21 protein-coding genes are annotated in these 23812 nt (G+C 46.3%); 8 read left to right on the forward strand and 13 right to left on the reverse strand.

Features of this window, described 5'->3' with window-relative positions; genetic code table 11:
* Positions 1–123: 123 nt before the first annotated feature.
* The gene (locus ACXAH1_RS09055) at positions 124–759 is read right to left on the reverse strand and encodes a response regulator (RefSeq protein ID WP_475196159.1); all 636 of its coding nucleotides are present in this window, start codon (positions 757–759) and stop codon (positions 124–126) included.
* Complete coding sequence (locus ACXAH1_RS09060) at positions 752–1876, reverse strand: sensor histidine kinase (RefSeq protein ID WP_475196160.1); 1125 nt, start codon at positions 1874–1876, stop codon at positions 752–754. Before ACXAH1_RS09060 ends, ACXAH1_RS09055 begins: the two co-directional genes overlap by 8 nt.
* A 158-nt stretch (positions 1877–2034) precedes the next feature.
* Here ACXAH1_RS09060 and ACXAH1_RS09065 point away from each other — a divergent pair, with 158 nt between their 5' ends.
* From ACXAH1_RS09065 to ACXAH1_RS09085, 5 genes are all read left to right on the forward strand, one after another.
* The gene (locus ACXAH1_RS09065; RefSeq protein ID WP_475196161.1) at positions 2035–2754 is read left to right on the forward strand and encodes a hypothetical protein; all 720 of its coding nucleotides are present in this window, start codon (positions 2035–2037) and stop codon (positions 2752–2754) included.
* A 310-nt stretch (positions 2755–3064) separates the two neighbouring features.
* On the forward strand, positions 3065–5683 hold the full coding sequence (locus ACXAH1_RS09070) for a reprolysin-like metallopeptidase (protein WP_475196162.1): 2619 nt from the start codon (positions 3065–3067) through the stop codon (positions 5681–5683).
* On the forward strand, positions 5673–6026 hold the full coding sequence (locus ACXAH1_RS09075) for a hypothetical protein (protein ID WP_253050221.1): 354 nt from the start codon (positions 5673–5675) through the stop codon (positions 6024–6026). The genes ACXAH1_RS09070 and ACXAH1_RS09075 overlap by 11 nt, the downstream gene beginning before the upstream one ends.
* On the forward strand, positions 6027–6725 hold the full coding sequence (locus ACXAH1_RS09080) for a response regulator (RefSeq protein ID WP_475196164.1): 699 nt from the start codon (positions 6027–6029) through the stop codon (positions 6723–6725).
* Positions 6715–8034 (forward strand): sensor histidine kinase, encoded by a 1320-nt coding sequence (locus ACXAH1_RS09085; RefSeq protein ID WP_475196166.1) that lies wholly within the window; start codon positions 6715–6717, stop codon positions 8032–8034. The genes ACXAH1_RS09080 and ACXAH1_RS09085 overlap by 11 nt, the downstream gene beginning before the upstream one ends.
* Here the strand turns inward: ACXAH1_RS09085 and ACXAH1_RS09090 are convergent.
* The 10 genes from ACXAH1_RS09090 to ACXAH1_RS09135 form a co-directional block, all read right to left on the reverse strand.
* Positions 8018–8443, reverse strand: a complete 426-nt coding sequence (locus ACXAH1_RS09090; protein WP_475196167.1) for a hypothetical protein — start codon at positions 8441–8443, stop codon at positions 8018–8020. The genes ACXAH1_RS09085 and ACXAH1_RS09090 overlap by 17 nt on opposite strands.
* Before the next feature lie 30 nt (positions 8444–8473).
* A complete protein-coding gene (locus ACXAH1_RS09095) occupies positions 8474–9259 on the reverse strand; it encodes an HvfC/BufC family peptide modification chaperone (protein ID WP_475196168.1) in 786 nt (261 codons plus the stop codon).
* A complete protein-coding gene (gene bufB, locus ACXAH1_RS09100; RefSeq protein WP_475196170.1) occupies positions 9252–10088 on the reverse strand; it encodes an MNIO family bufferin maturase in 837 nt (278 codons plus the stop codon). Before bufB ends, ACXAH1_RS09095 begins: the two co-directional genes overlap by 8 nt.
* Positions 10089–10185: 97 nt before the next feature.
* Positions 10186–10644, reverse strand: a complete 459-nt coding sequence (bufA2, locus tag ACXAH1_RS09105) for a BufA2 family periplasmic bufferin-type metallophore (protein WP_138552731.1) — start codon at positions 10642–10644, stop codon at positions 10186–10188.
* Positions 10645–10942: 298 nt separating this feature from the next.
* Positions 10943–12061 (reverse strand): DUF3466 family protein, encoded by a 1119-nt coding sequence (locus ACXAH1_RS09110; protein ID WP_475196172.1) that lies wholly within the window; start codon positions 12059–12061, stop codon positions 10943–10945.
* A gap of 241 nt (positions 12062–12302) precedes the next feature.
* On the reverse strand, positions 12303–12560 hold the full coding sequence (locus ACXAH1_RS09115; protein ID WP_475196174.1) for a hypothetical protein: 258 nt from the start codon (positions 12558–12560) through the stop codon (positions 12303–12305).
* A gap of 22 nt (positions 12561–12582) precedes the next feature.
* Positions 12583–12975 (reverse strand): hypothetical protein, encoded by a 393-nt coding sequence (locus tag ACXAH1_RS09120; RefSeq protein ID WP_475196175.1) that lies wholly within the window; start codon positions 12973–12975, stop codon positions 12583–12585.
* 1 nt (position 12976) lies between these two features.
* Entirely contained in the window at positions 12977–13285 is a 309-nt protein-coding gene (locus ACXAH1_RS09125) for a hypothetical protein (protein ID WP_475196177.1), read from the reverse strand.
* Positions 13286–13418: 133 nt separating this feature from the next.
* Entirely contained in the window at positions 13419–14534 is a 1116-nt protein-coding gene (locus ACXAH1_RS09130; protein WP_475196178.1) for a DUF418 domain-containing protein, read from the reverse strand.
* A 141-nt stretch (positions 14535–14675) separates the two neighbouring features.
* The gene (locus ACXAH1_RS09135) at positions 14676–15122 is read right to left on the reverse strand and encodes a helix-turn-helix domain-containing protein (protein ID WP_475196180.1); all 447 of its coding nucleotides are present in this window, start codon (positions 15120–15122) and stop codon (positions 14676–14678) included.
* Between the two features lie 358 nt (positions 15123–15480).
* Here ACXAH1_RS09135 and ACXAH1_RS09140 point away from each other — a divergent pair, with 358 nt between their 5' ends.
* The 3 genes from ACXAH1_RS09140 to ACXAH1_RS09150 all read left to right on the forward strand — a co-directional run bounded on the left by ACXAH1_RS09140 (position 15481) and on the right by ACXAH1_RS09150 (position 21587).
* Entirely contained in the window at positions 15481–17490 is a 2010-nt protein-coding gene (locus tag ACXAH1_RS09140; protein ID WP_475196181.1) for an alpha-amylase, read from the forward strand.
* Positions 17491–18985: 1495 nt separating this feature from the next.
* Positions 18986–19957 carry a hypothetical protein gene (locus ACXAH1_RS09145; RefSeq protein ID WP_475196182.1) on the forward strand — a complete coding sequence of 324 codons (972 nt, stop codon included), beginning with the start codon at positions 18986–18988 and terminating at the stop codon, positions 19955–19957.
* Positions 19958–20006: 49 nt separating this feature from the next.
* Positions 20007–21587, forward strand: coding sequence for a HEAT repeat domain-containing protein (locus ACXAH1_RS09150; RefSeq protein ID WP_475196183.1), 1581 nt, complete (start codon positions 20007–20009; stop codon positions 21585–21587).
* A gap of 118 nt (positions 21588–21705) precedes the next feature.
* On the opposite strand, the gene ACXAH1_RS09155 is transcribed toward ACXAH1_RS09150, so the two are convergent.
* Positions 21706–23169 (reverse strand): serine hydrolase domain-containing protein, encoded by a 1464-nt coding sequence (locus ACXAH1_RS09155; protein ID WP_475196184.1) that lies wholly within the window; start codon positions 23167–23169, stop codon positions 21706–21708.
* Between the last annotated feature and the right edge of the window lie 643 nt (positions 23170–23812).

Below are 23812 nucleotides of genomic sequence, written 5' to 3' on the forward strand. Positions count from 1 at the left end.
TGTACTCTAGAGCTTGAGGTCTAATCTTGCAAGCCAATTGTCCCCAAAATGAAAAAATTACAGGTTTAACCTATTTTTCTCACTAACTGTGTAGGTTATGTCTCACAGTTTGTTACGCTGACGTTATCCACTTTGCTGCACCAGACCCAGCTCGACGGCTTTGAGCGTGGCCTGGGTCCTATCTCTGACCTGCAGCTTGCTGAGTAAATTGGACACATGGTTGCGGATCGTGCCTTCGGCTTTGAAAAGTTGGGCAGCGATTTCTTTGTTAGAGTGACCCTGTGCAATGAGCACCAGTATTTGCTTTTCTCGCTCTGTCAGGTCGTCAAGAATGGTTGCTGTGCGAGAGAACACGGTGCTCAGAGCGCTTTGGATCACCAGTTTGCCTGAGTGCACTGAATGGATGGCTGAGTGCAGCTCCTCCAGCTCGGCATCCTTTAACATGCAGCCGTTTGCGCCGAGTGCAAGGGCGTGCTGGAGTTTGGTCGTGTCATCAAAGGTTGTCAGAATGAGTACCTTGGGGGCGTTTTGCGTGTGCTTCAGTTGTTCAAGCACGCCCAGACCATCCAATTCCGGCATACGCATGTCCAGTAGCACAACATCAGCTTCAATCTGACCAGCTTGATAGTCGTTGATAAACGCCAGGCCATTTGCCGAACTACCACTGCACTGGATATCTTCACATAGTCCCAGCAGTGCTTGCATACCCTGCCTTACTAATGCCTGATCATCGACGATATGGACTTTTACTTTAATCATGTTGCTGGACTTCCCTAAAATGAACTTGTATTTCAAAACCTTCACGAGTGCTTTGCCAATCGAACCGGCCGCCCAGCGCAGTTACACGCTCCTGCAGACCAAGTAAGCCATTACCAGGTTGGCAGGCTTGGGTTGCATTCCCATTGTCAGCAATTTTCATGCTCCAATGCATGCTGTCAGAGTCACTAAATTCAATGCGCATTTGTGTTGCATTGCTGTGTTTGAGTGTATTTGTGATGCTTTCCTGGCAGACTCGTAAGATGCAGTGTGCGTGGCTTAAGCTCTGCAAAAGTGGGTGCGTACGAAACTGCAAAGAGACGTCAATTCTGGGTATATGGCCAATCAGCTCTGTTAGCACGGCTTCCAGGTCAAGCGGTTGTTCAGTACGTTTGTCACTGACCAGAGTCCGGATTTTCTCTAATGTTTCTCGTGCCAGAGTATAGCTTTGTTGTAATTGAGATTTCTGTGGTTCTTCAGCGGTTCGTCTGGCAACGTCAAGGTTCACGATTAGGCTGGTCAACTGATGACCAACATCATCATGCAGCTCTCTGGCTAAATGGAGCCGCTCCTGTCTGGAAACAGACTGACTGAGCAGAGATTGTGTAGCCAGTAGCTGGCTGTTGGCGAGCTGTGCTTGCTCTTTGGCAAGGCGCTCTTGCCGCATTCTGTGGCTAACTACGAAGGAAAAAAGGTGAAATGAAGCAAACATCCCAGCTTCTGCCCAAGGCCAGGAGCGCTCCCAAAATAGGGTTTGAGTAAGCAAATAAGCAAGGCAGGCAAGCAGGATGTAGCAGTAAGACAGCGTGGGTGTGAGATAAAAGGTCAGGATTGCAATGAACATCACACTGTATATCAGGTACACGGAGCTGGGTAATAAGAAGCCAGCACTATGAATTAAAATAGCCATTACAGCGAGTAGCCAATACCTGACTGTGTAACCATAACTGTGCTGTGATTCATTGGTGACCAACAGAATGAAAGGCAACAGTAAGACATGTGGCAGCCAGGCCCAGGCTGGCAAAGCAGACAAGGCTAGCAGGCTTGGAATGGCCACAGCGCACCAGGTGACGAGTGCCGTAATTAGCATAGACGGTTGATATTTAAAGTAAGACTGCACGATAACTTCATATTTTGTATTGAGACTCTGTACTTATATCAGATCCTGACATGAAAAAAAGCATGACGAATGTCACTGATTTTTCATGACATTCGTGACATGAACAAAGTATCGCTTTTTCATAGTCTGAATGCACATCAATTTGAGGACTATAAATCATGCAATATCTTCATCAGTTTTCTCTCGTTATTCACATTATTGTTGGCAGTTGTGCGTTAATTCTGTTTTGGGTGCCAATTCTGGCTAAAAAGGGATCAAAGACTCATAATCAGGCTGGCAGAGCATATACATACAGTATGCAGTTGGTCGCATTGTCTGGCATCTTGTGTTGTTTTTTGGTGTTACTCGACCCGATTACGATATATCAGGCGAGCTATTCACAGGCTCAAAATAAGGGACTCTTTATCGAGACAGCCCGTGAGCGAGCCAGTTTCTTACTTATGCTGTCCTTCCTGGTGTTAACTTCGGTCATGCACGGTGTCCGCGTGCTCCAAGATAAGGCATCTCGTCAATCGCTGACGCGACCGGATATGATAGCCAACTATATTGCGCTATGCTGCAGTGCACTCTACGTTGGATATCTTGGAAGCCGCAGCGGCCATGTTTTGTATACGGTATTTAGTGTTGTCAGTCTCGTTATTGTTATCAGGATGATGCGTTACTCGTTTGCTCAGACGGTCAAACAGAACCAGTGGGTGGTTGAACATCTCAGTGCGATGATTGGATCTGGCATTGCTGCTTACACCGCATTTAGTGCAGTTGGAGGGCGTTACCTGTTCGTTGAGCTACTTGGTGAACAAGCGATACTGATGGCCTGGTTGGCCCCCACAGTTATCGGAACTATTGGGTTAGTCATTACTAAACGTCGCTACCGGTAGGTCGTTCGCCCGCGAAAAATTCTACAGGGGTCAGAAGTCTGAATAGGTGCAAGGCACCTGGTGAGGTTGATAAAGGCAGCTCAGAAATGAAGGGCGTTGTGCAGTAAAATGCAACTCCTTATTGAGGGCTGTCAACGAAAAGGGTTCAATACGCCTTAGTCGGTTTGCGTAATATTATCAAGTTAGTTATTGCTTTAGGTACATTTATCAATCCTGATACAAAGCGCCTACAAATGGTTACTTACAGTCTATGCTTGTAGTTGTATGGTTGAATTATGACCGCAATGACAACAATCCGACGGGGCTTACCATGAATAAACTCTCACTGATGTGCCTGCTTTTGATTTTCACCTGCCAAAGTGCAATCGCGGTCCATTCTATCGGCCAGGCTCACTGGACCTTGCTTGAGCAAAACCCGCAAATCAATCTTAAGAGTACAGAGCAAACTCTGATGTTAGATAAAGCCAGCGTCCAGGCATTGCTTACAACCTCCGACTTTGTTGATATGGCACTCCCTTTACCCTCAGGTCAGTTCGTCACATATCGACTTAAACCCAGCCAGGTTATGGCCCCGGCACTTGCTCGCAAATACCCCCAGATAATGACATTTCATGGGGCGGAAGTTGGCCAACCGGATAACCTGGGATCCTTTGATATATCACCAAAAGGGTTCTTTGGGATGTTTGAGCATGGTGGAAAAACGGTATACATTGACCCAGTAAAAGGGACTGAACAGTACCGCAGTTATTATTTCACACATGCTATGAAGCAGGCCAATCCGGTTAAAATTAAGCGCCATCCACCAATACGTTTCCCTGAGTTATCAGAAGCTTTAGAAAAAAGACCAGACGACTTGATGCAAACCAGCCAGATCACTGAACGGATTGTCTATCGCCTGGCTGTTACAGCGACGGGGGAATATACCGCCTATCATGGCGGCACACGCGCACTTGCATTGGCTGCGCTCGTCACTATGGTGAATCGGGTCAATCAGGTATATGCGCGAGATGTGGGACTTACATTCCAACTGGTGGCAAATAATGATCAACTGATATTTCTTGATGCAGCGACTGATCCCTTTACTAACTCAGACCAGGATATTGATGGTGATACCATTACTGATGCCATAGAGGCGGTGATTGGTGCGTCAGATTATGATATCGGGCATTTAGTGGTAACCGAGGGGGGTGGAGTCGCAGGTTTAGGGGTGGTGTGCACCTCTCAAAAAGCAGCGGGCCTGACTGGTAGCCCCGTACCTGAATCAGACGCATTTTATATCGACTATGTAGCCCACGAAATTGGTCATCAACTTGGCGCTGAGCATACCTTCAACGGCTTAGTAGGAGCCTGCCAGGGAAATCGCTCCGGACTTTCTGCGTTTGAGCCGGCCAGTGGTTCCACCATTATGGGATACACAGGTATATGTGGTACTCAGGACCTACAAAAAAACTCAGATCCCTTTTTTCATTTGCACTCTATCGAACAGATGGTTGAAGTCACTCGTCAGGGGGTTGGAAATACCTGTGGTAGCCGAACTGGATTGACAAACCAAAGCCCGGTGGTTAACGCTGGGAGTGATTATTTCATTCCGGCACGTACACCATTTACCCTGACTGGCAGTGCAACAGATCCTGATTCAGACACGCTCAGTTTCAGCTGGCAACAATTCGATTTGGGAGCGTCAACCAGCAGTCCTGATCAGGACGCCATTGACAGAGGGACGGGCCCATTATTCAGGGTGTTTGACCCAACTTCTGAACCTGTAAGAACCTTTCCCAGATTAATAGATATTCTGACCAACAGCACCGTGCTTGGTGAGACTTACCCGACGACCAACAGAACGCTTAATTTTCGGCTTGCTGTGAGAGATGGTCAGGGGCACGTTGCAAGTGATGCGATGCAGGTGACCGTTGTGAACTCGACCAACGGATTCAGAGTGACGCAGCCTGATAGCAGCAGCCAGTGGGACTCCGCAACTCATTCTGTTACCTGGGATACAGCAAATACCCAAAATGCACCGGTGTCGTGCAACAGAGTCAGCATTAGCCTCTCAACGGATGGTGGTGCGAGCTTTCCGACTTCACTGGCAAACGGAGTAGATAATGATGGGCAACAGGATGTGTTGATCACGTCCGCCATCAGTACAAATCAAGCCAGAGTAAGAGTGAATTGCTCGGACAATATCTTTTTTGCGATCAATTCAGGAAATTTTACCGTTAACTTTGATGGCCCGGCAGAGCCCATCATTCCTGTATTTCAGTCACAGGATCCGCTTTCAGTTAATGAGGATGAGCGGTTAACGGTCAAGAAAGAGGACTTAACCTTTGCGCTTGACTTAGCTATTGACTCTGTCACTTTGATGGCGGGCGACAATTATACCCTTGACGGTACGACAGTGATCCCGGATGAGCATTTCAATGGGCAATTGCTTGTGCCTGCTACTGCGACCAAAGACAATCAAATCAGTGAGCAGTTCAACATAACAATCACAGTGGTTGCGGTGAATGATGAGCCGACAGTGCTAAACGACAGAGTCGAAGTTGCGTTTCAGGCCAGTCAGGTTGTGTTGCCTGTGCTCAGTAATGACAGTGATGTTGATGGCGATATATTGAGCATATCAAGTGTGGATTATCAGGGAGAGGGAACAGTAACGATTGCGTCTGCCAGTTTAGTCTATACCGCAGGCAGCACATTTTCAGGCGTAGAGACCTTTAGCTATACAGTGAGCGATGGCAATGGCGGCAGTGCTACTGGCGAGGTTGAAGTGACAGTGGCGGCAGCCCCAGTAGAGCCAGATCCGGAGCCGCTACCTGAACCTCCAGCGCAATCGCTTGATAATGGGGGCTCTGGAGGTACTTTATTTGGTGTGCTGTGGATCGTGATTTTGTGTTGTGGTATCAGATTAGGAGCAAAAAAGTATGGCAGGTAAACTTGCGACAGCGATCGCTTTGTTCGCCGCAGGCATAACAACGGGGTGTCAGGGCATGAGCAAACACGCTACCAATACAGACAGTAAACTGGAGCAGGCGGTGTCTCAGGCCCTGGCCGTGGAAGATTTCCGCCTGTACTATACGACGGGAAGAAGACCTGTTGTGCCGGGGTTTGAGCAGCTAGCGTTCAAAGAACTGGAGGCTCAGTGCGGTGTTAAAGTTATGCCCGGAACAGGAGATACCCTACGTAGCGAAGCTGATAAAAAAGCGCGCTCAGAGGCTTATCGATACGCCAGGGAGTTTAATATCAAAATGTACGAAGCGTGTTTGAACAGGCGATAAATGACAACAGAACAAAAAATACTACTGGTAGATGATGACACAGAACTGACCCAGTTGATGTCTCTATTTCTTGAAAAAAATGGCTACTGTGTTTCATGTTATGCCCAGGGGAGCGGCGCAGTGGAGCGTGTAAGAGAATTTGCTCCGGACTTACTGGTACTTGACCTGATGTTACCAGGCCAAGACGGCTTAAGTATCTGTCGTCAGATTAGAGGGAGTTTCAGTGGGCCAATTATCATGTTGACTGCGTTGGTAGACGACATAGACGAAGTCACCGGTCTGGAAGTTGGTGCAGATGACTACTTGTGTAAGCCAGTTAAACCCCGGGTACTGCTTGCACATATTCGGGCTCAGCTCAGGCGTCATGATATGCTCTTGGCGCAAAGCAGTCAGCATATCAGAACCATCCATGAAGGCGAGATATGCGTGGATCTGACCAAACGTAAGGCAACCTGTGGTGATAAAGAAATTCTTCTGTCCAGTGCTGAATTTGAGCTTCTGTGGTTACTTGCCAGCTCACCCGGGCGAATTCTATCGCGGGATGAGCTGTATCGAACGCTCTTTAAATTGGAATTTGACGGCATGGATCGTTCGATTGATTTACGTATTTCCAGGTTGCGTAAAAAGCTTGGCGACGATCCTAAGGAACCTAAAATAATTAAAACTATAAGAAACAAGGGATATTTGATTGCAAGTTAACACTTTACGGGTGTTCGCCTTTATTGCCGTAGCAATTGTGCTTAATAGTGTGGTCGCTTTTACGGTACGTAATACCTTACTTATTGACATAGAAACCCAGTATATCGAAACACAAAATCAGTTTCTGGAAGATGTGAAAGCTCAGATTTCTGCAGCCCTTACAGACCCTGAGCGTTTACCTTTATCGGGTATTCAAATGCAGCTGGAGGCGCAATATGACACATCCGCGCTACTGGTGGCGCGTGATGATGAGTACTTCCCACAGGATCTACTGGCCGAGTTAGCCTTGCCTCACAATCAGCATGGGCTGGTGGATTACTTAAACGCAACCGTCTATTTTGTGTTAAACGATAGGGATGTGCTCGAGGTTGGGCCACTGGTAGAACAGAACATGTATTATTTTCTGGTCGACTGGTTTGACTGGTTGGTATCAGCTTGCCTTAACCTGTTACTACTCCTGATATTTTGGTATGTGATCAATAAAGAGCGTCAGGCTTTAGTGGCACGATTGAACACGATGCCTGTACCTTTGAGCCAACCACAGGATTTGAACACCAGTTTGCAACAGCTTTCGCAGCTTGTTGATGCTCAGCTCAGTGAAGGAGAAGCCAGGATCACTTTACAGCGAGATCTGCTTCATGGCGTGGCACATGAGTTCCGTAGTCCAATGGCGCGGATGCAGTTTGCACTGGATATGCTGGAGGAAGCCGGTGAAGATGAACGAGGTGAGCTTCATACCAGCCTGAGTCAGTCACTGAACGATTTGGAAAGTCTGGTCAGTGAGTTGTTGTATTATGCCAGAGTCAAAGACAACTCAGTCAAACCAAATCTGACCGCGCTGAATATGGATATTGTATTGCAGGAAACGCTGGACAAAGTCGTGCCTTTTTACCCCCATATCGGTTTTGAACTGGATAGCGTCGATATACACTGGCAGGGGGATGAGGCACAGGTGAGACGTCTGTTCACCAACTTAATGCGTAATGCGGGCCGTTTTGCTCGATCTCGCGTGCGCATAGAGGCTGGGATTCAAGGGGGCGAAGTCGTTGTTCGCGTAGCTGACGATGGCATAGGCATTCCACCTGGAAAACAGGCGCGCATTTTTGAGCCATTTACTCGGCTGGATCCTAGTCGCTCCAGAGATTCTGGTGGATGTGGGCTTGGCTTAGCAATCGTTCAGTCGATTGTTATAAAGCATCATGGCACGGTTCGGGTTAGTGACGAAAATGCTGAACTGGGCGGTGCATGTTTTGAAGTCAGATTGCCGGTAATGAACGAGTCACATGGTCAAATCACTCCAGGTCATTAAGTAGTAGTTTGATTTCACTGCGAGCACTATCTATGTCCTTAACGACCAGGTCGACAGCCTGGGTGCTGGCGTAAATATTTTGCCAGTTGTTATTCCAGGTCGTTTTCAGTGTTCTGGCACTTTGTTGCAGATCGCCATTGGTAAGATAACTGAAGTCATTGATTAACCCGACACTGATCCACCCTTTTCGCGGGCTACCCTCTGTTTTATTTTGATCGTAATGGGCGACATAAATCAGCTGCTCTAATTGTGCGAGCTCCTTCAACATCTCGAAACAAGCGGTACGTATATTGTTGTTTTGCTCCGAGACTTCCAGCCGCCAGGCATTATAGGCAAAACCGACAAAGGCAAATAACATACTGGCGATAAGGCTGAGCTGATATAGACGGATTTTTTCACTAAGCTTCATAGAGTTCCTGGTCCATTTAAAAGTGGCGTTTTATGGCAGCTGATAGTCACCTAGCCATTTTGCTGTGAGGGCTTTTTGTAATAACTGCATGACTGCGAGTGTACCTGTCTCAGCATCTTGATGAATATTAGCTGCGGCCTCGCATACGAAGCTAAAGGGCAAACCCCGTTCCATCGATTGCAGGCATTGATACTCATGTTGAGATAAAGGATGAAAGGCAGTGCGCAGATCGGCCTCGCGAATAACCAGCCAAAAGTGTTCAGACTCAAGCTCTGGCGAAGGGGGCGGATTCCCGTGTTTAAGTGCCTGCCAGCTTTCAATCGCGGCAAACTGACAACGCAGCAGTCGTGCGCTTGGGTGCAAAGAAAAAACAACATTCGGCCATAAATCTGAGGGGATCTGCTGAATTTCAGACAGTGTCAGGCGTTTTGTGTCAGAGGCATCGAACGCCTGTAGCAGCTGGCGCTCAAACAACGCGATTTCGCTCAGGATCCCATGTTCAGAAAAGGGTAGCTGACTGGCAAGAAAGTGGGGAAGTTTGTCGCCAAAATGCCGTAAAGAAGGGTCATTTGAGGGATACTGAGCCAAATATCCTGTCACCATTTCATCAAACAAATCGTCACCCAGATAGCGCCCCAGCATCTCATGATCTTGCTCTAATACTTTGGTGAGGCGGATGCGGTAAGCATTTTGGTATATCAGGGCTCGGTGCTCGGCATCCAAACCGGGTTGTGGCGCAATATGGTTAATCAAATCCTGATCAGTGCCTTTAAGCAAGGCCATAAACGCTTGTTGAATTCTGGCCAGTTCAGTCATTAGATCTCCAATTCAAAGGGGCAAGCTTTCTTGCTTGATTTAACTCGGCCATCAGAGAATCAAAAGACGGAAAGTTATCGTCTCTTTCGATCATCGTGTTGATAGGTAAGCGAGATTGTGCGTAACGCTGAAATAATTGCCATACTGCGTCACAGACTGGTTGATCATGTGTATCCACAATATGGCTGCCAAAATCACTGTGGCCTGCCAGGTGGATCTGTGCAACGGCCTGCTGTGGAATCGCATTGAGGTAATCCATGGCATCAAAGCCATGATTTCTGGCGCTGACATAGACATTATTGATGTCGAGCAAAAATTGACAGCCCGATTGTTGATGTAACGATGCGAGAAAATCCCATTCAGTCATCTGAGATTGATGATACGTCAGGTAGCTGGAGACATTCTCCAGAATCAGTGGGCGCTCCAGGTAGTCCTGAACAATTCGCAAGCGATCGCATAAATGTGTGAGTGCCTCTTCGGTGTAAGGGAGTGGCAACAAGTCATGACTATTAAAATCGCCAATAGACGAAAAACACAGATGGTCAGATACCCAGACAGGGCGGATACGCTCTATGGTGCGCTTCAAATCTCTCAGATAGCCGAAATTGACCTCTGTGGTGCTGCCAATTGACATCGAGACACCGTGCATGGCTATGGGGTAGCGCTCTTTTATCTGATCAAGATAGTGCCAGGGCTTGCCACCCTCAACAAAGTAGTTTTCTGAAATAATTTCAAACCAGTCGACTTCAGGCTGAGTGTCTATGATGTCTTCAAAGTAGCAGGTGCGTAGTCCCAGGCCAAAACCCAGATAGGGAGGTGATGTGTTCAAAGTAAGGTCCATTTGGGCTAGTGGCTTTGTTTAGCTTGCGATGCGAATTATTAGTATCGCAAGCTAAAACTGGGCCGTAAAATGTAATACGGAACGATTAGCTTTCGACTTTGCCGCCGATATCCTGACAAGCTTTGACAGGCATTTTTACAAAGCCCGTGCCTTTACATGAGGCATGACCACCACACGCGTTATTGGCAGTTTTACAGTCGTTATGGCCACCGCAGATATTAACATCATGGCACTTCACCAGATCTGACTTGGCAACAGAACCGACCCATTTGTCTTTTACTTTACCGCCCACATCTGCGCACGCTTTACCTGGCATAGCGACGAAACCAGTTCCTTTACAACTGGCTTGTCCTGAGCAGGCATTGTTGGCAGTTTTGCAGTCATTGTGACCACCACAAACGTTCACATCATAGCAATGTACCAGATCGGTGCTTGCACCGCTCGTACCTGTGTTTGCTGCATTGGATGATGAATTGTCTGTTGCATTACAACCTACCAGGCCTGCAACCATGACCGCCATAGCGGCCCCCGTTAGTGCTTTCATTTTATCTTCCTCATTGAGTGTGTGCCAAACAGAGTATGGCGGTTACCGATCCATAATTACTGTTGTCATAGCGTGGAAAGGTAGTTCAGCAGCATGTTCAATGCCCGTACTTATTGGTAGCCAATTGCCACCTGAACATGCTGCTGTAACGACAAGACCTGCCCTGACCAAGTTTCATTTCAGTTTAGTCGAAAATTTTTTATTTGAGAGAGGAGGGAAGTAGGGAGTATGGTGGGATCCCTGACCAAACCTCACGGCCAGGGATCCAGTTGCTAATTAACGCCTCAGAGGCGCGTGATTACAGTACTTCTAACAAAAAGGCACGGCGCTGGTTGTCCTTGCTAACGTAAATGCCCACAATGTCTCCACGTTCATTCACAGCTTCAGCTGTTTGCAGCCAGCCCGGCGCTGAAACCAGGCGGTTTAAATCATAGAGCTTGCCTCGATAATAAACAGTGGCCTGTATGGTGTCAGAGGTCGATGAAAAACCAACGGCAGTACCTGAGCGGTTAATGTCATTGAAGGCTGATTCTTCGCGTGATGTTTGCTGTAGTCCGCCTACAACATGTTCTGCAACACCCCCAAGCATAGAGGGATACCAGATGGTAGCTTTCAGCGGAGTCATGGCACGGACCATCTTAGCGCCGGCAATCATGCCATAATCATTGATTGCATTCATTTCGCTCATAACGCCTTCACGTTCATCTATCACTGATACCTGTCCGTGTTTATAAATAAAGGCTCTGTTGGGTTTGTACGACCAGGCTTCATATTCAAAGCCGACAACATCACCCAGATTATTCAGGCCAGTTGCACGACGATAATAGGTGTTGTGTGGTGCTTCTGCCGAAATGGCATTGTCCTGCCAGGATACTAAAGTATCCTGGCCGCTCTGATTGTCTGCCCAGCCAATGATTTTGCCCTGGTCATTGATATCAACAGCCATGGCACTGTCCAGTGGTTTGCTACTCAGTACCGGCAGAGCTTGGGGAGCGCCTTGCTCAAACCTGACTGGTTGATGATAACTTTCCCCCATTTTTGTGTCATCGTTAACGCCGCGTAAAATCTCATACCCCACGGCGACTGAGTGATTGTTTATGGCTACTGCATGTGAAGACTGTACTGTGTCCTGGCTGTGGCCGAGATCAATCATGGCGCCATTTTGATACTTGAACGCATATTCACAGTTCATTGGTTTACTGACCGGGGAAGTACAGTCCATATTGTTATCACGGGTGGACCAACCGACTATAACGCCCTGGTCGTTTATATCGAGCGCTGCCGATTCACTTCCTCCCAGTGTACCCAGATCGATAAATCGGTATGAGGGTGACTCAGAAGCCAAAGTTGCGGCAGAGAAAGTGCAAAAAACGGTGCTGGCGATCAGCGTGGTTGTGAGAGACTTAATGTAATACATCTTAATACTCCTTTTAGTTACATTAATGATAAAGAACGGGTTTTGTAATCTGTTGAGACTAAAATTACCCATTAATAATGACAGAAAAAAGTATTAATCGATAAGGTGAAATAACAGCACCTTTTGATCTGGAGCAATAAAGGTACATTTTATTAGTTTTTATATCATGTAGATAGCTTATAAAATGCTCAGGCCAGGTTCTGTTAAGGGTTAGACTGCAGACGTAGAATCGCATGGCCGCCTATGTTTGCCGGATCAAGCGCCTGAGCATGACCAGCTTTCGTAATACTGAAATTTTGTGTTTGCTTTTGAACAACAGCACACCGCCAAGTACCAACAATGCAATACCTTCAGGTGTGCTCGCCATAGCGTTGGCTTTGTGGCAAAAGCGCCTTTTATTAAACTGCGCATGATACAACTGCTTCATCAGGCGCAGTTGTTGTTGCTGTGCCTCTTTGTGTGCATTTTGGTAAATGAAACGTGCCAGCCTGTTCATCATAGCGTCCTTTGAAAATCATGAATCAAAACACATCAAGCAGATCGCTGGTGGTTTTATCGAACAGCTGTATTGCAGCTGCGATCAGGTAGTAAATCAGTGCCAGGTTAAGCGCCATCAGTAGCCCGGCAGATACAAACCAGCTCAGGCCGGCCTGTATCATTGCATAGGCAACCAAGCCCTGAAGAGACAACCAGGTTGCAGTGATAAGTAGTGCAGATATCATCATCAGGATGATACAGGCCAGAATGGTTTTAAAATGGGCACGAAGTTTGGCCTTCAGCAATGCTGCACAAGCGCGGGTGACATCAACATAACTGGTGGTAACAGACTTACCCTCTCGTAATAGCCCTTTCAACTGTGCACCTACACTTACCGAGCGGTGTTGTTTTGCGCTATTATCTGATGACGCACTCATGTTACTTACTCCGTAACAAAATGGTAAGAAGAACACCGGCACCAAATGCAATACCCGCGGTTTTCACTGGGTTTTCTGTTGCGTATTGTTTGACCCCCGAGGCATTCCATTTTTTCTCGAGAAGGCGTTTTTGTGCTTGTATGGCCTGACCTGATGCATCGCTTTTACTTCTTAACTGCTCTTCCGTTTTGGCTGCCGTGTTATGCAAGGCATCGACGGTGGAATGTAGTGACTCAGCCAATTGATCTGAAACAGGGTGTGTGGGGTCGTTGCTTGTCTGACGGTTAGCAGCCGATTTATTAGTACTCATAATAACTCCTTGATTGCGAGAATTAACATACTCAGGCTGCAAGTGGCTTGCCAAATAAAATATATCTATTAATCATGATGTTAGGTGTTTGTGAAGATTGGTTCAGGGAGCGTTTACTCAGTGTGAGAATATTTTACTCGGTATTATTTACGCGCATGATCCGGGTTGAACAGGCTTCTGCGCGTGCAATGAGGCGTCTGAATAGCCACTCGACGGGTCCCTGAGTAAATCGTCGGTGCCATAGAGTGGCAAACAGCCAGGATGACAAGCAAAAAAGCAGACTACTCACCAAGGCATTTTCTATGGATTGGCCTCCAATCATATCCAGTGCTTCTAATGTACCCATACCAATTAGAATATGTGCAATATAGAATGTGAGTGATAACTTACCAGTCGCTTCCAGAGAGCGAAATACCGCTGTGTGGTGATAGCTTTGTGCCAGCCTGATGCATACGATTAGGACGATCACTGAGCTGGCGATAGCAGAGATCAGGTACTGGGGTAAGGGGGGAATAGGGCCTGTACTCAGTAAAAAGGCGATTTCTTCCCCCTGTATACCCACGTTTTGCGCCATCATACGTAAGAGGTAAAATGCGCTTTCAATGAGTATCAACACCAGTAGTGCAACTTTAAACAATCGCTTCTGGGTTGCGCTCTGATGCAAAGGCTGGCGGCCAAGCCACATGCCAAACAGCAGCAGCGCGAACCAGGGGAAAACAGGATGAAAGCCATTATAAAAAATACGTCTAAGCATCCCTTCGGGAGTCCAAAGTTCAAGGTAAGTCAGGGTCTCCCAGTGCCAGCCCTGGGAATAATCAATGATCAGTAAGAGAGCTGGAAACGTTGAGACAATCACTGCACACAGCACAAGCAAGGTACGATGGGACGCAAATAATAACCAGGACGCCAGAATAAAATAGCAGCCATAAAAATGCAGAATATCAGCAGGCCAGACGGGCAGGTAAAGCAGCCCCAAACAGAGTAGTAAGATGCCACGCATGGCCACTTTATTTTGCAGTTGTTTCCTTTGCAGCAGGGTGTGGTGATGGGCTTTTCGACAGCTCAGTGCCAGACCAATTCCGGCAAGTATCACAAACAAAGCGGCAGCGCGACCCTCGAATAATGCACTTGCTGATATCAACAAAGTGCTGCCCGTGGTCGCGCCCATAACGAGTTTAAAGTTAACGACCACCATACCAAAAATTGCCAATGCTCTGGCAAGGTCAATACCATGGATCCGCTTACTCATTAGTGTTCCCACTTGCACGTTCAGTGCGTCTTAAGTTAATAGGTGTGGGCGGAATATTCCGTTAATAAGTGTATAAATTTGTAATCGCTACAGGTACAGATGGGAAGTGAAATAAGTATTTAAAACATATTGCCTGTTAACTTAGCTTCCCTGCCAGATTGCGAATTTATCTCCCAGATATTTGCTGTAGCGAATGAAATACGCATTGACGAGCAATAGCAATCCACCAACAAGCGCCGCTTCGCTGAACAGCCCCATAAGGCAAAAGCTCAAACCAAAGCCATGTAGTATAAACTCAAGGCGTGTCAGAAGTTGTCTGTCGGGTTGGCTTTGAAACGTCCCCAGAAAAAACCACACTCTGAGCCATAAAGGCAGTGGGCGGATAGATGCGTCTTGATTTGGCATAAATGACTCCTTTTGTAATGTATCAATATCGGTCTCCAGTGCAGCAGCAAGGCATTTTAATGACTCCATGCTTGGCTTATGCCCCTGTTCGATGCGTTGAATGGTTCTGATATTTAGCCCCGACATCATGGCCAGTTGGGCCTGAGTCAGGTGCTTGCTTAATCTGAGTTGTTTTAGGATCATAAGTGACTCGCTACACGATGATGTTGAAAAGTGTGACCAGAAGCTCTGCAACAGGCAAGAAATTACAGTCGGCTTTTTTGTGACAAAGTATAAATATCAGTAGGTTAAGGTTTTTCCTAAATACTTAATCAGGCAAATAGACCAAGCTTTTTAAGCGTTCCAGAACTACATCGTTCGGCTGCTCAAAATATCCGGTTTGGCTGAAACAGCACCTTCCTGTGTGCTTTTTGAACGAATTGTGTGGTGAATAGACTAGCGTGTTTTTATGCATACGTATTCAATAGACGTTTAATCGGATCTCTCTATATTGTTACCGTGATGTAAATAATATCGTTATGACAACAACAGAGAGCATACAATGATTAAACAGTCACTTAAAGCGTTGAACACTGCGCTGATCACTGCTGGACTGGGCATGTCCGCTCAGGCACTGGCAACCCCCACAACTTTTGTTCATTTGTTTGAATGGTCCTGGCAGGACATCGCCACCGAATGTGAAACTTTCCTTGGTCCAAAAGGCTATGCTGCGGTTCAGGTTTCTCCGCCGAGTGAACACATTACCGGAGCGCCATGGTGGACACGTTACCAGCCAGTCAGCTATCAGCTTGAGAGCCGCAGTGGCAACCGTGCCCAGTTCACCGATATGGTGGAGCGTTGTAAAGCTGTTGGTGTAAATATCTACGTTGATGCAGTGATCAACCATATGGCACACGGCAGTGGCACGGGTGTGGCTGGCAGCACTTTTGGTGACAAACATTACCCTATTTACAGTCCGCAGGACTTCCACGAGACGTGTGCAATTAACGACGCTGATTATGGCAACAATGCATGGCGAGTACAGAATTGCGAACTGGTTGGTCTGGCCGACTTAAACACCTCCTCAACTTATGTTCAAAACACATTGGCAGCTTACCTAAACGATCTGGTTGGAATCGGTGTAGCCGGGTTCAGACTCGATGCCAGTAAGCACATGGCTGCATCGGACATTGCGACAATCATGAACAAGGTTAATGGTGAGCCTCTGGTCTTTCAGGAAGTGATCGACCAGGGTGGTCAGGCTGTGCGAGCAGATGAATACTTTGGTAATGGCTTGGTGACAGAATTCAAGTACAGCACCAAGTTAGGGGATACGTTTAAGTCGGGCAAACTGGCCTGGCTAAACAGCTTTGGTGAAGCCTGGGGTATGATGCCAAGTCATCTTGCTGTGGTCTTTGTAGACAATCATGATAACCAACGAGGTCACGGCGGGGCCGGAAATGTGGTGACTTATGAGGATGGCGCACTTTATGATCTGGCTAACGTATTTATGCTTGCCTTCCCATATGGCTACCCCAAAGTGATGTCGAGCTATGATTTTAACCACGACGGTGATGCTGGCCCTCCGGGAAGCTCTGTACACCAGGGGAGCACCCTTAACTGCTTTGCTAACGAGTGGCAGTGTGAGCACCGTCGCGGCATGATCGCAGGAGCCATGGATTTCAGAAATAACACCACGGGCCACTGGACCGTAAACAACTGGTGGGACAATGGTAATAACCAGATTGCATTTTCGCGTGGCAGTGAAGGCTTTGTCGCGATTAACCGTGAAGGTGGGTCGCTCAATCAAACGTTACAAACCGGTCTTGCTGAAGGTGTGTACTGCGATGTACTGAGCGGTGGAAAAAATACTGCAGGTAATGGCTGCTTAGGTAGTCAAATTACGGTATCGCAAAGTGGCGTTGCCAGCATCAATGTCAGCCCCATGAGTGCAGTTGCAATACACCACAACAGTAAAATTGGTGATACCCCGGATGTTCCTGCGGGTGACTGGCAGCGAACTGTGGTCTTCATTAAAGCCGAAACGGCGGCAGGGCAGGATATGTTTGTCCGCGGCGGACTGGATCATGCTTTTGCCGCGACATTGGGCCGAGACTGTGCACAAGACCCGATGCAATGTGCGATGCCGATCCGCCATAACAACCTGAAGAATCCAACAACACAAGGCTGGAAACAGGGCGATAGTTACCTCGACTGGCACGGAGCTGAGGCCACACAAAGCACTGATGCGCAGGGTAGCGCACTGGACTGGACCACCAACTTGTGGCCCGCAGAGTGGGGAGCCAAAGCTACGGTTGAAAGCAATGGATATGGCGAAACGCCATTAAACCAGTGGGGTGCCCATTACTGGATGCTGGACGTTGATATGGACTGCGCTCAGACACACAATGGCTGGTTTGAGATCAAAGCCTTTGTGAAAAATGGCCAGGGCTGGGAAGGTGATATCAACCAGACCGACACCCCATACAGCAGTAATAACCATTTCGCTCGTTGCGGACAAATCTCAGTGTTTGAATTTAATCAATCGACTGCGAGTTACAGCAATTTCTAATCACTAACACCGGATCTCCGGTCATCAGTATTCGGTGGCGGTCACTCTCCCTGGTGGCCGTTGCCTCTTACAAACTCTGCTTGCTAAGTTGCCTGCATCCGTTTATCGACTTTCATAAAGGCGCGGGTAAAACAATCTCCTTAATACCTGCTGTTATGAACTCCAAAACGCTTCACAAGGGAGAGCTATCACTGACTGACAGGTTGGTAGCAAAGGTGACAAAGGTGTGGAGTAAACTGGGTCTTCGTAAAACTGATTTAGAAATTTTTATTTTATTATTCAGTGGCTTGTTTTATGACTACTCGGCTTCTGTAGCTGCTTCATCGCAGCCAGAAGCGAATTACTTTTTTTGAGCTGACACATGAATATGGATTGGTTCAATTGCTGGGAGTCAAAATTGTCGGTGCCAAAAATGTTATGAATGGTACAGTGTATCAACACTACCCGGCGATTTAAGCTTTAGAAGAACCATTGACAACAGAGTAAAGGCATTTAGGCAAGGTGAATAAAGTTAGTGATGTTATAAAAATCTTTGGAAGGTTTTCTTTTAGTTCGTTTGCAGCTAGCTTGGGTTTTTTCTACGTATCTTACGCTATTTACAGTGGTGAGGAAGTAGGGTGTAAACATACTGAAACTAAGATATGTGACGACTTCATAGAACCTTTAATTATTGGTCTGGTATTAGCTGTTTTGTCCGGACTCTTTCGTTACATTTATTGTAAATTAAGGGACCACACTCGCAGATAGGCACAAGTAAGTTACAAAGTAAGTAGAGCAGTTTACACGGACAGCCACCCCAAATTGGCGTACATAATGTACGCCGTCTACCTTTAGACAATACTCATGGATTGAGGGTGATGGATTGTACCAATGACAAGGAAGAGACTGGTCGGTTTATCAGAAACCAGAAATTAGGTTCTCCTTCATTCTAATCTGCAGTGAGACACTCTATATACCAAATTTAAGCTGCCAGCTTCATTTCCCTGAACAACACAGCAGGCCGCTAAGAACCCAGCACTTTATTGGCCGATAATTTGTCCCGCGACATCAGCATCACATACTTTAATCAAATCAGTGGCTTATATAGTGGCGCAGCAAACCAATTGTATTTTTGTTGGTGTCACGCTCCCAACTAGGCTGTGAATTTAAGGCTGGGTGTCTTTGAAAATTAAAACCTATGCCATGCTGTTTTGTAATTGAGCATTGTTTTTTTTATTGCAACTTTTGGTTTGGCTGCAAGGCTGCATACTACAAAAGTGACGGCACAGCGCTGCTGAAAGTGTATTCGGTAGGATAAAAACTCTAATAAATTCAAAAGAAAACAAGTGTGGCACTATAGTGCTAGTTTTTTTGCACATCATATATACAAACACCTCATTTCCCATTAAAAGGTAAATTTGAAAAATAAATGTAAAGATTGTGGGTTATTTTGTTCCCGTTGCGCAACATCTGTAGAAATGAAATTCGAAAATACTAATAAATTAATGAGGAACTTATGAAGTTTAAATTTGCTGCACTGTTGGGCATGCTCTGTGCAACCACACTATCTCCGGCAGCGGAGGCGTATCTGTACAAAGACCCGGGTTATGTTGAACGTAACGCCCGGACCATTCAGAAGAATCGGGTAATCGGCCAGTCTCATCAATATCGAGATCAACAAGGCTGGATGTATGTTGATAAGGTTGAGAATGGGGCAACACAGGGGTTTTATCAAGCAGGGAACTGGTTAAAGCTGCACAATCGTGATTTTAAGATGTCGGTTGGTGAGCTGGAGTTTTCATTTAATCCCAGCAAGCTTGATTGTACTCAGGGCATGAGCTTCAACTTCACAGTTGGAGATGACACTGTCGCGAGTATTAAACCAAACTGCGATGATTTGTTGGATGCTTCGATCACCTACCCCGTTGAGTACTACTTTGATCTGATCCCTGAACCGGTTAAGCCTAAAGTGGAATTGCCACTAGACCCGTTGGGCTTGCTAAAGCTTGGCGTGAAGTTTGGTGCGGGTATCGAAGCTGGTGCTGAATTCACAGTAGGTGGAGTAATTGGTGGGCATGGAAATGAAGTGCCTTTCGAAGCCGGAGGCGTCAGACGTCCAGATTATATCTATGCATCTGTAGAGCCATTTGTTGGTGGTGTTGTATCTAGTTCCGCTTATGGTTCGTTCGGTCACGGCATATCAGAGGCCGGCGTAAAAGGTAAGGTTAATCTGCTTAAAGTAAAAGGCAAAGGATATGTAGAGGCTGGTGTGCGCCGTATCGTTGAAGACGAGGCGGTGATAGAGCAAGGCTTTTTGGAGTTAAAGGTAAGCACTAAATTGACAGGTGGAGACGGCAAAATTCAGGCTTACTGCAAAAAGCTCTGGGGGCTGCTGCAATTTAACGTAGATGTAATGAAATGGGATCCGTTGTACCAGCGTGAAACCGTCCTTTACGAGTACGCGAGCCCTGTTTGGGAAAATTTATAAACCGTTGTTAAGGGTGGCCTGAACTAGGCCACCACGTCGAGATTGCGTTATGAAAAGAATATTTATTACACTGGCTTTCTTAAGTCTGTTGGGGATCGTGTTTTTTGTATTCAGTGGGACATACCAGCGTGTTAATGAGCATTCAGAAGTTGATTCGCTCGGAACTGGTGATATTAAAAATACCTTAGGTGAGGTACAGACTTCAGGTTATCAGGTCGTTATTCAATCTGCGGTACTGAGCGAGAAAGGCACTGCGTTTGCGCATTCGGATTTATCCTGGAAAATGTACTTTTATCCCAATGCCGATCCCACTTCAGTATCGCCCGCATTGTTAACGGATATTGAGTTTATTTCTGACAGCAAAATACAGCCGATGCCCCAGCAGCTGCCTTTTTACTTTTCTTATAACGGGCAACAATTTACCCAATCAGATATGCTCGGGCTGACTCAAGCGCACCCATTGTGGGTATTGCCTAAAGTGCTCGATTTAATGAGTTATTCACTAACAGAGCCACTGACGTTTACAGATGCGTTGGGTAAGAGCACATATCGTTTTCAAAAGAGTGGTAATACAATAAGTCGGGTAAAAATTGAACAACAAAGACAGCAAGATCAACAGGAGCAAGAAAGTTGGGGACTTACCTTAAAACCCTCAGATAACAGGGTAGCAAATCAGCCCAATCTGAAAAAGCTGGACTATAGCAATCAACAAATTTTGCACCAGGGTACTCAACAGTATGAAGTCATACAGACGGTCACTATCCTGCCTATCGAGCATATGCATACAGGTCAAACGAACTGGGACGCCTTTCATAATAAAGGCATTATTTCACCGGATAATCAATCGGCTCTTGTTGTGATCACCGCTGAAAACTTTCTGAAGCAGCTGGAACAATTGGCTGACTCTTTAGATCCCGCTTTAGCAAAAGCGATAGGTCAGTTTATGTTGGAAAATTATGATTACGGCACTCTAAAAGCGTACCTGAAGGAACACGCAGACCTGAGCTCAGCACTGATTTACTCATTGCAAAAAGCGCAGACATTGGAGGCTGAGCAAACGCTTGCTGATCTGCTGACGGAGCGCGATCTTAGCCAGTCATCATTGCAGAAAGTCGCGATGGCGCTTGGGCGAATAGAAGATGCATCTAATGTCGCATTTGCAAGTTTGCAATCAGTTGCAGACGATACTGCCGAGCAGGCGCTTGCCGATGTGGCACTGCTCAGTATTGGCACAATGAGCAAGTTTTCACCGCAGCAATCTCAGCAGGTAGCGCGTTTCCTGAGTCGTAAACTGACAGAGCCTCACCAACTGTCAACGGCCATACTCGCGGTTGCGAATAGCAAAAATCCAGCCCTGATCGAAAAGCTACCTGACTATTTGCACCACGTGGATACTCAAGTCAGGCGAAATGCGATTAAATCGCTTGCACACAACGAAGCGTATCAGGATCAGGTCATTGCCAGTCTGGCAGGTACGTCTGATGTTAATGCCATCGATGCATTTATAAGAGTGTATGAACGGGCAGACTATGCGCTATCCAAAGAGAATATTGAGAAGCTAACGGAATTTTATCAAACAACAACGCACCCAATAATTAGAAAGCGGCTGGCCGCTGTTATACGGTTATAGCCAAAATGAGTGGCGGGGCTATATCGCCACTCATTCAAGCTCATGTTGCGCGTATCTTCCACGGCGGCAAAATATGTAGTGGGCCCTGCCTTTTACGGACCTGTAAAAAATGCCTGGGTTATAAATAGCCCTTGATAGCAGTGACTTTATTCTTGGCATACGCACTGTGTGGGTTTATCTCAAGTATTTGCTGATAGTGCTTTAATGCCAGTGCATATAGCTTGTTTAGCTCATAGGCTTCAGCAACACTACTGTGGTAGTAAACTTGTTCACTATTTTGCATCAGCGCGAATTCAAAAACGGCAATGCCATCATCAACTCGACCACTTTTAACCAGACTATTACCCCATTCAACCAGGATTTCCAAATCATATGTTACGCCTGTGTCTAGCTGCGCTTTTGCTAATACAGTGGCGAAGTTTTTAAACCCTTGTTTATCTGTCAGAGATTTTAAATAAGTCATGGGTTGGTAGGCAATTTGCTTGTGCTCATCGTTGAAACCCGGGATGTAGTAAGCGGCAATTTTGTCGACAAAAGTAATGGGCAAGCTGCCTAATAGGTTAGTCAGTACTACCACTGAAACCTTGTCTTCTGGATATATGATCATGGTAACGGCGTTCGCACCGCTTGCGCTGACTGCACTGTGGTATTTTCGCTGGTTCACCTGCCAGCCCATTGCATATCCATTTTCTTTGTTGTTAAACCCTTCAGTACGTCCGTTATTAAGTTTAACGGGTGTCCATAAGAGGTTGAGATCTTTAACCAACTCACCTTGTTGTAAGGACACAATGTAGTTGGCAAGTTCTGTTGCCGTTGAGCTCATCCCCGCTGCGGTTCTTAAAATGTACGGAAACTCACCGTAAAAGTTTTTATAATTATTTTCGCTTAAATGAATATACTGGCGAGTCTGGTTTGGCACCATACGTTCCAGGTAGTCGAAGCCTGCTTGTGCAGTTTTTGGCATCTTAGCGCGTTCTAGCTGCATGCTTGTAATGAAAGCGGTAAACCCTTCTGGGATGTATTTATCAATGATCTTACCCAAAATTACATAACCAGTTTGGTTATAACTAAAACGTGAGTTGGGCGTAAATTGAAGCGGGTGTTTTTGGACTTCCAGCCAGGATGCATCGGCATCGTGAGGTATAAGTGTTTCGAGGCCTCGGTTAGCTGCCAGGATCTCAGGTAAGCCCGTAGTGTGCCCCATTAGCTGATTAATTTTCAGTGACTGCCATGTTTCTGGTAAATCGGGTAAATGCTTGCCAATTTCGTCATCAATGTTGAGAAAACCTTGTTCTGCCAATTGCACAATAGCAACACCAGTAAAGGCTTTTGTCATTGAATTAATTGGGAATATCGTTTTTTCCGTCACAGGCACCTGATGTTGCAAGTCTGCAAAGCCATAGTTGCCTTGCTTAACTATTTTATCGTCTTTAATCACTGCTAACTGTAAACCCGGAATATGCCTGTCCTTCATCAGTGCCTTAATTAGCTTGTCTACCGGCTCAGCTTTTACCAATGACGACCACAGTAAGGTGCCAAACCAGAATAAGGTGGATAATAAGACTCTGTTGTTTTTGTACATGATAGTTCCGTTATACTTTGTCATTATGTAAGATAACATCATACCTAACAAGTAACGTACCAAGTTTAAAATCTATATTTATCAGCTGGTTATCGTTTTTATAAAAAGGTGGTACTACTTTATCTTTCGAAGAGTGGTCAGAATTGCGAAGAAATGGTGGTTTTAACAACGAGAAGAGCGGGGCAACGCGAGTGTAACCGCAATCAAGCAAGGATAAGAGCAGCCACCTGAAACTGGCGTACAGAATGAGCGCCGTCTACCTTTAGGTAATACTCACTGGATTGAGGGTGAAAGATTATGCCAATGGCAAAGAAGAGTTGGGTAAGCTTATCGGATAACGTGATTGTTATGCGTTGACACAAGCAGATTAAAGGCCGTTCGCAACAGCACAAAAAGCAGCGAGCCAACCTGACTCTGTGCGAATGGTTTCTGAGTGAATACTTGGCACCTCTTCTGTTTTGTGTTGTCTGTTTATCCAAACTTAGGAGGGGCGTGTTCTTGTATTACAGAACCTTATCGACTTCAACTACCTCACATCTGAATGTACGATTTTAATCATAGCGTTTGAATACGAGCTAAAAGATAAACTCGCCTTGTGTTCCAAGCATCAAGCTGCCGTGTTTCCTATTTCAGCGTATGAGTA

The organism is Pseudoalteromonas sp. AWH4_217, from assembly GCF_056161105.1.

What these genes read in the sequence shown, in the direction of transcription:
- ACXAH1_RS09120 (WP_475196175.1), bottom strand. Translation starts at nt 12,975, where the DNA reads ATGAGTGCGTCATCAGATAATAGCGCAAAACAACACCGCTCGGTAAGT.
- ACXAH1_RS09130 (WP_475196178.1), bottom strand. Translation starts at nt 14,534, where the DNA reads ATGAGTAAGCGGATCCATGGTATTGACCTTGCCAGAGCATTGGCAATT.
- ACXAH1_RS09140 (WP_475196181.1), top strand. Translation starts at nt 15,481, where the DNA reads ATGATTAAACAGTCACTTAAAGCGTTGAACACTGCGCTGATCACTGCT.
- ACXAH1_RS09055 (WP_475196159.1), bottom strand. Translation starts at nt 759, where the DNA reads ATGATTAAAGTAAAAGTCCATATCGTCGATGATCAGGCATTAGTAAGG.
- ACXAH1_RS09090 (WP_475196167.1), bottom strand. Translation starts at nt 8,443, where the DNA reads ATGAAGCTTAGTGAAAAAATCCGTCTATATCAGCTCAGCCTTATCGCC.
- ACXAH1_RS09155 (WP_475196184.1), bottom strand. Translation starts at nt 23,169, where the DNA reads ATGTACAAAAACAACAGAGTCTTATTATCCACCTTATTCTGGTTTGGC.
- ACXAH1_RS09135 (WP_475196180.1), bottom strand. Translation starts at nt 15,122, where the DNA reads ATGATCCTAAAACAACTCAGATTAAGCAAGCACCTGACTCAGGCCCAA.
- ACXAH1_RS09145 (WP_475196182.1), top strand. Translation starts at nt 18,986, where the DNA reads ATGAAGTTTAAATTTGCTGCACTGTTGGGCATGCTCTGTGCAACCACA.
- bufA2 (WP_138552731.1), bottom strand. Translation starts at nt 10,644, where the DNA reads ATGAAAGCACTAACGGGGGCCGCTATGGCGGTCATGGTTGCAGGCCTG.
- ACXAH1_RS09150 (WP_475196183.1), top strand. Translation starts at nt 20,007, where the DNA reads ATGAAAAGAATATTTATTACACTGGCTTTCTTAAGTCTGTTGGGGATC.
- ACXAH1_RS09080 (WP_475196164.1), top strand. Translation starts at nt 6,027, where the DNA reads ATGACAACAGAACAAAAAATACTACTGGTAGATGATGACACAGAACTG.
- ACXAH1_RS09095 (WP_475196168.1), bottom strand. Translation starts at nt 9,259, where the DNA reads ATGACTGAACTGGCCAGAATTCAACAAGCGTTTATGGCCTTGCTTAAA.
- ACXAH1_RS09065 (WP_475196161.1), top strand. Translation starts at nt 2,035, where the DNA reads ATGCAATATCTTCATCAGTTTTCTCTCGTTATTCACATTATTGTTGGC.
- ACXAH1_RS09070 (WP_475196162.1), top strand. Translation starts at nt 3,065, where the DNA reads ATGAATAAACTCTCACTGATGTGCCTGCTTTTGATTTTCACCTGCCAA.
- ACXAH1_RS09075 (WP_253050221.1), top strand. Translation starts at nt 5,673, where the DNA reads ATGGCAGGTAAACTTGCGACAGCGATCGCTTTGTTCGCCGCAGGCATA.
- ACXAH1_RS09125 (WP_475196177.1), bottom strand. Translation starts at nt 13,285, where the DNA reads ATGAGTACTAATAAATCGGCTGCTAACCGTCAGACAAGCAACGACCCC.
- ACXAH1_RS09110 (WP_475196172.1), bottom strand. Translation starts at nt 12,061, where the DNA reads ATGTATTACATTAAGTCTCTCACAACCACGCTGATCGCCAGCACCGTT.
- ACXAH1_RS09115 (WP_475196174.1), bottom strand. Translation starts at nt 12,560, where the DNA reads ATGATGAACAGGCTGGCACGTTTCATTTACCAAAATGCACACAAAGAG.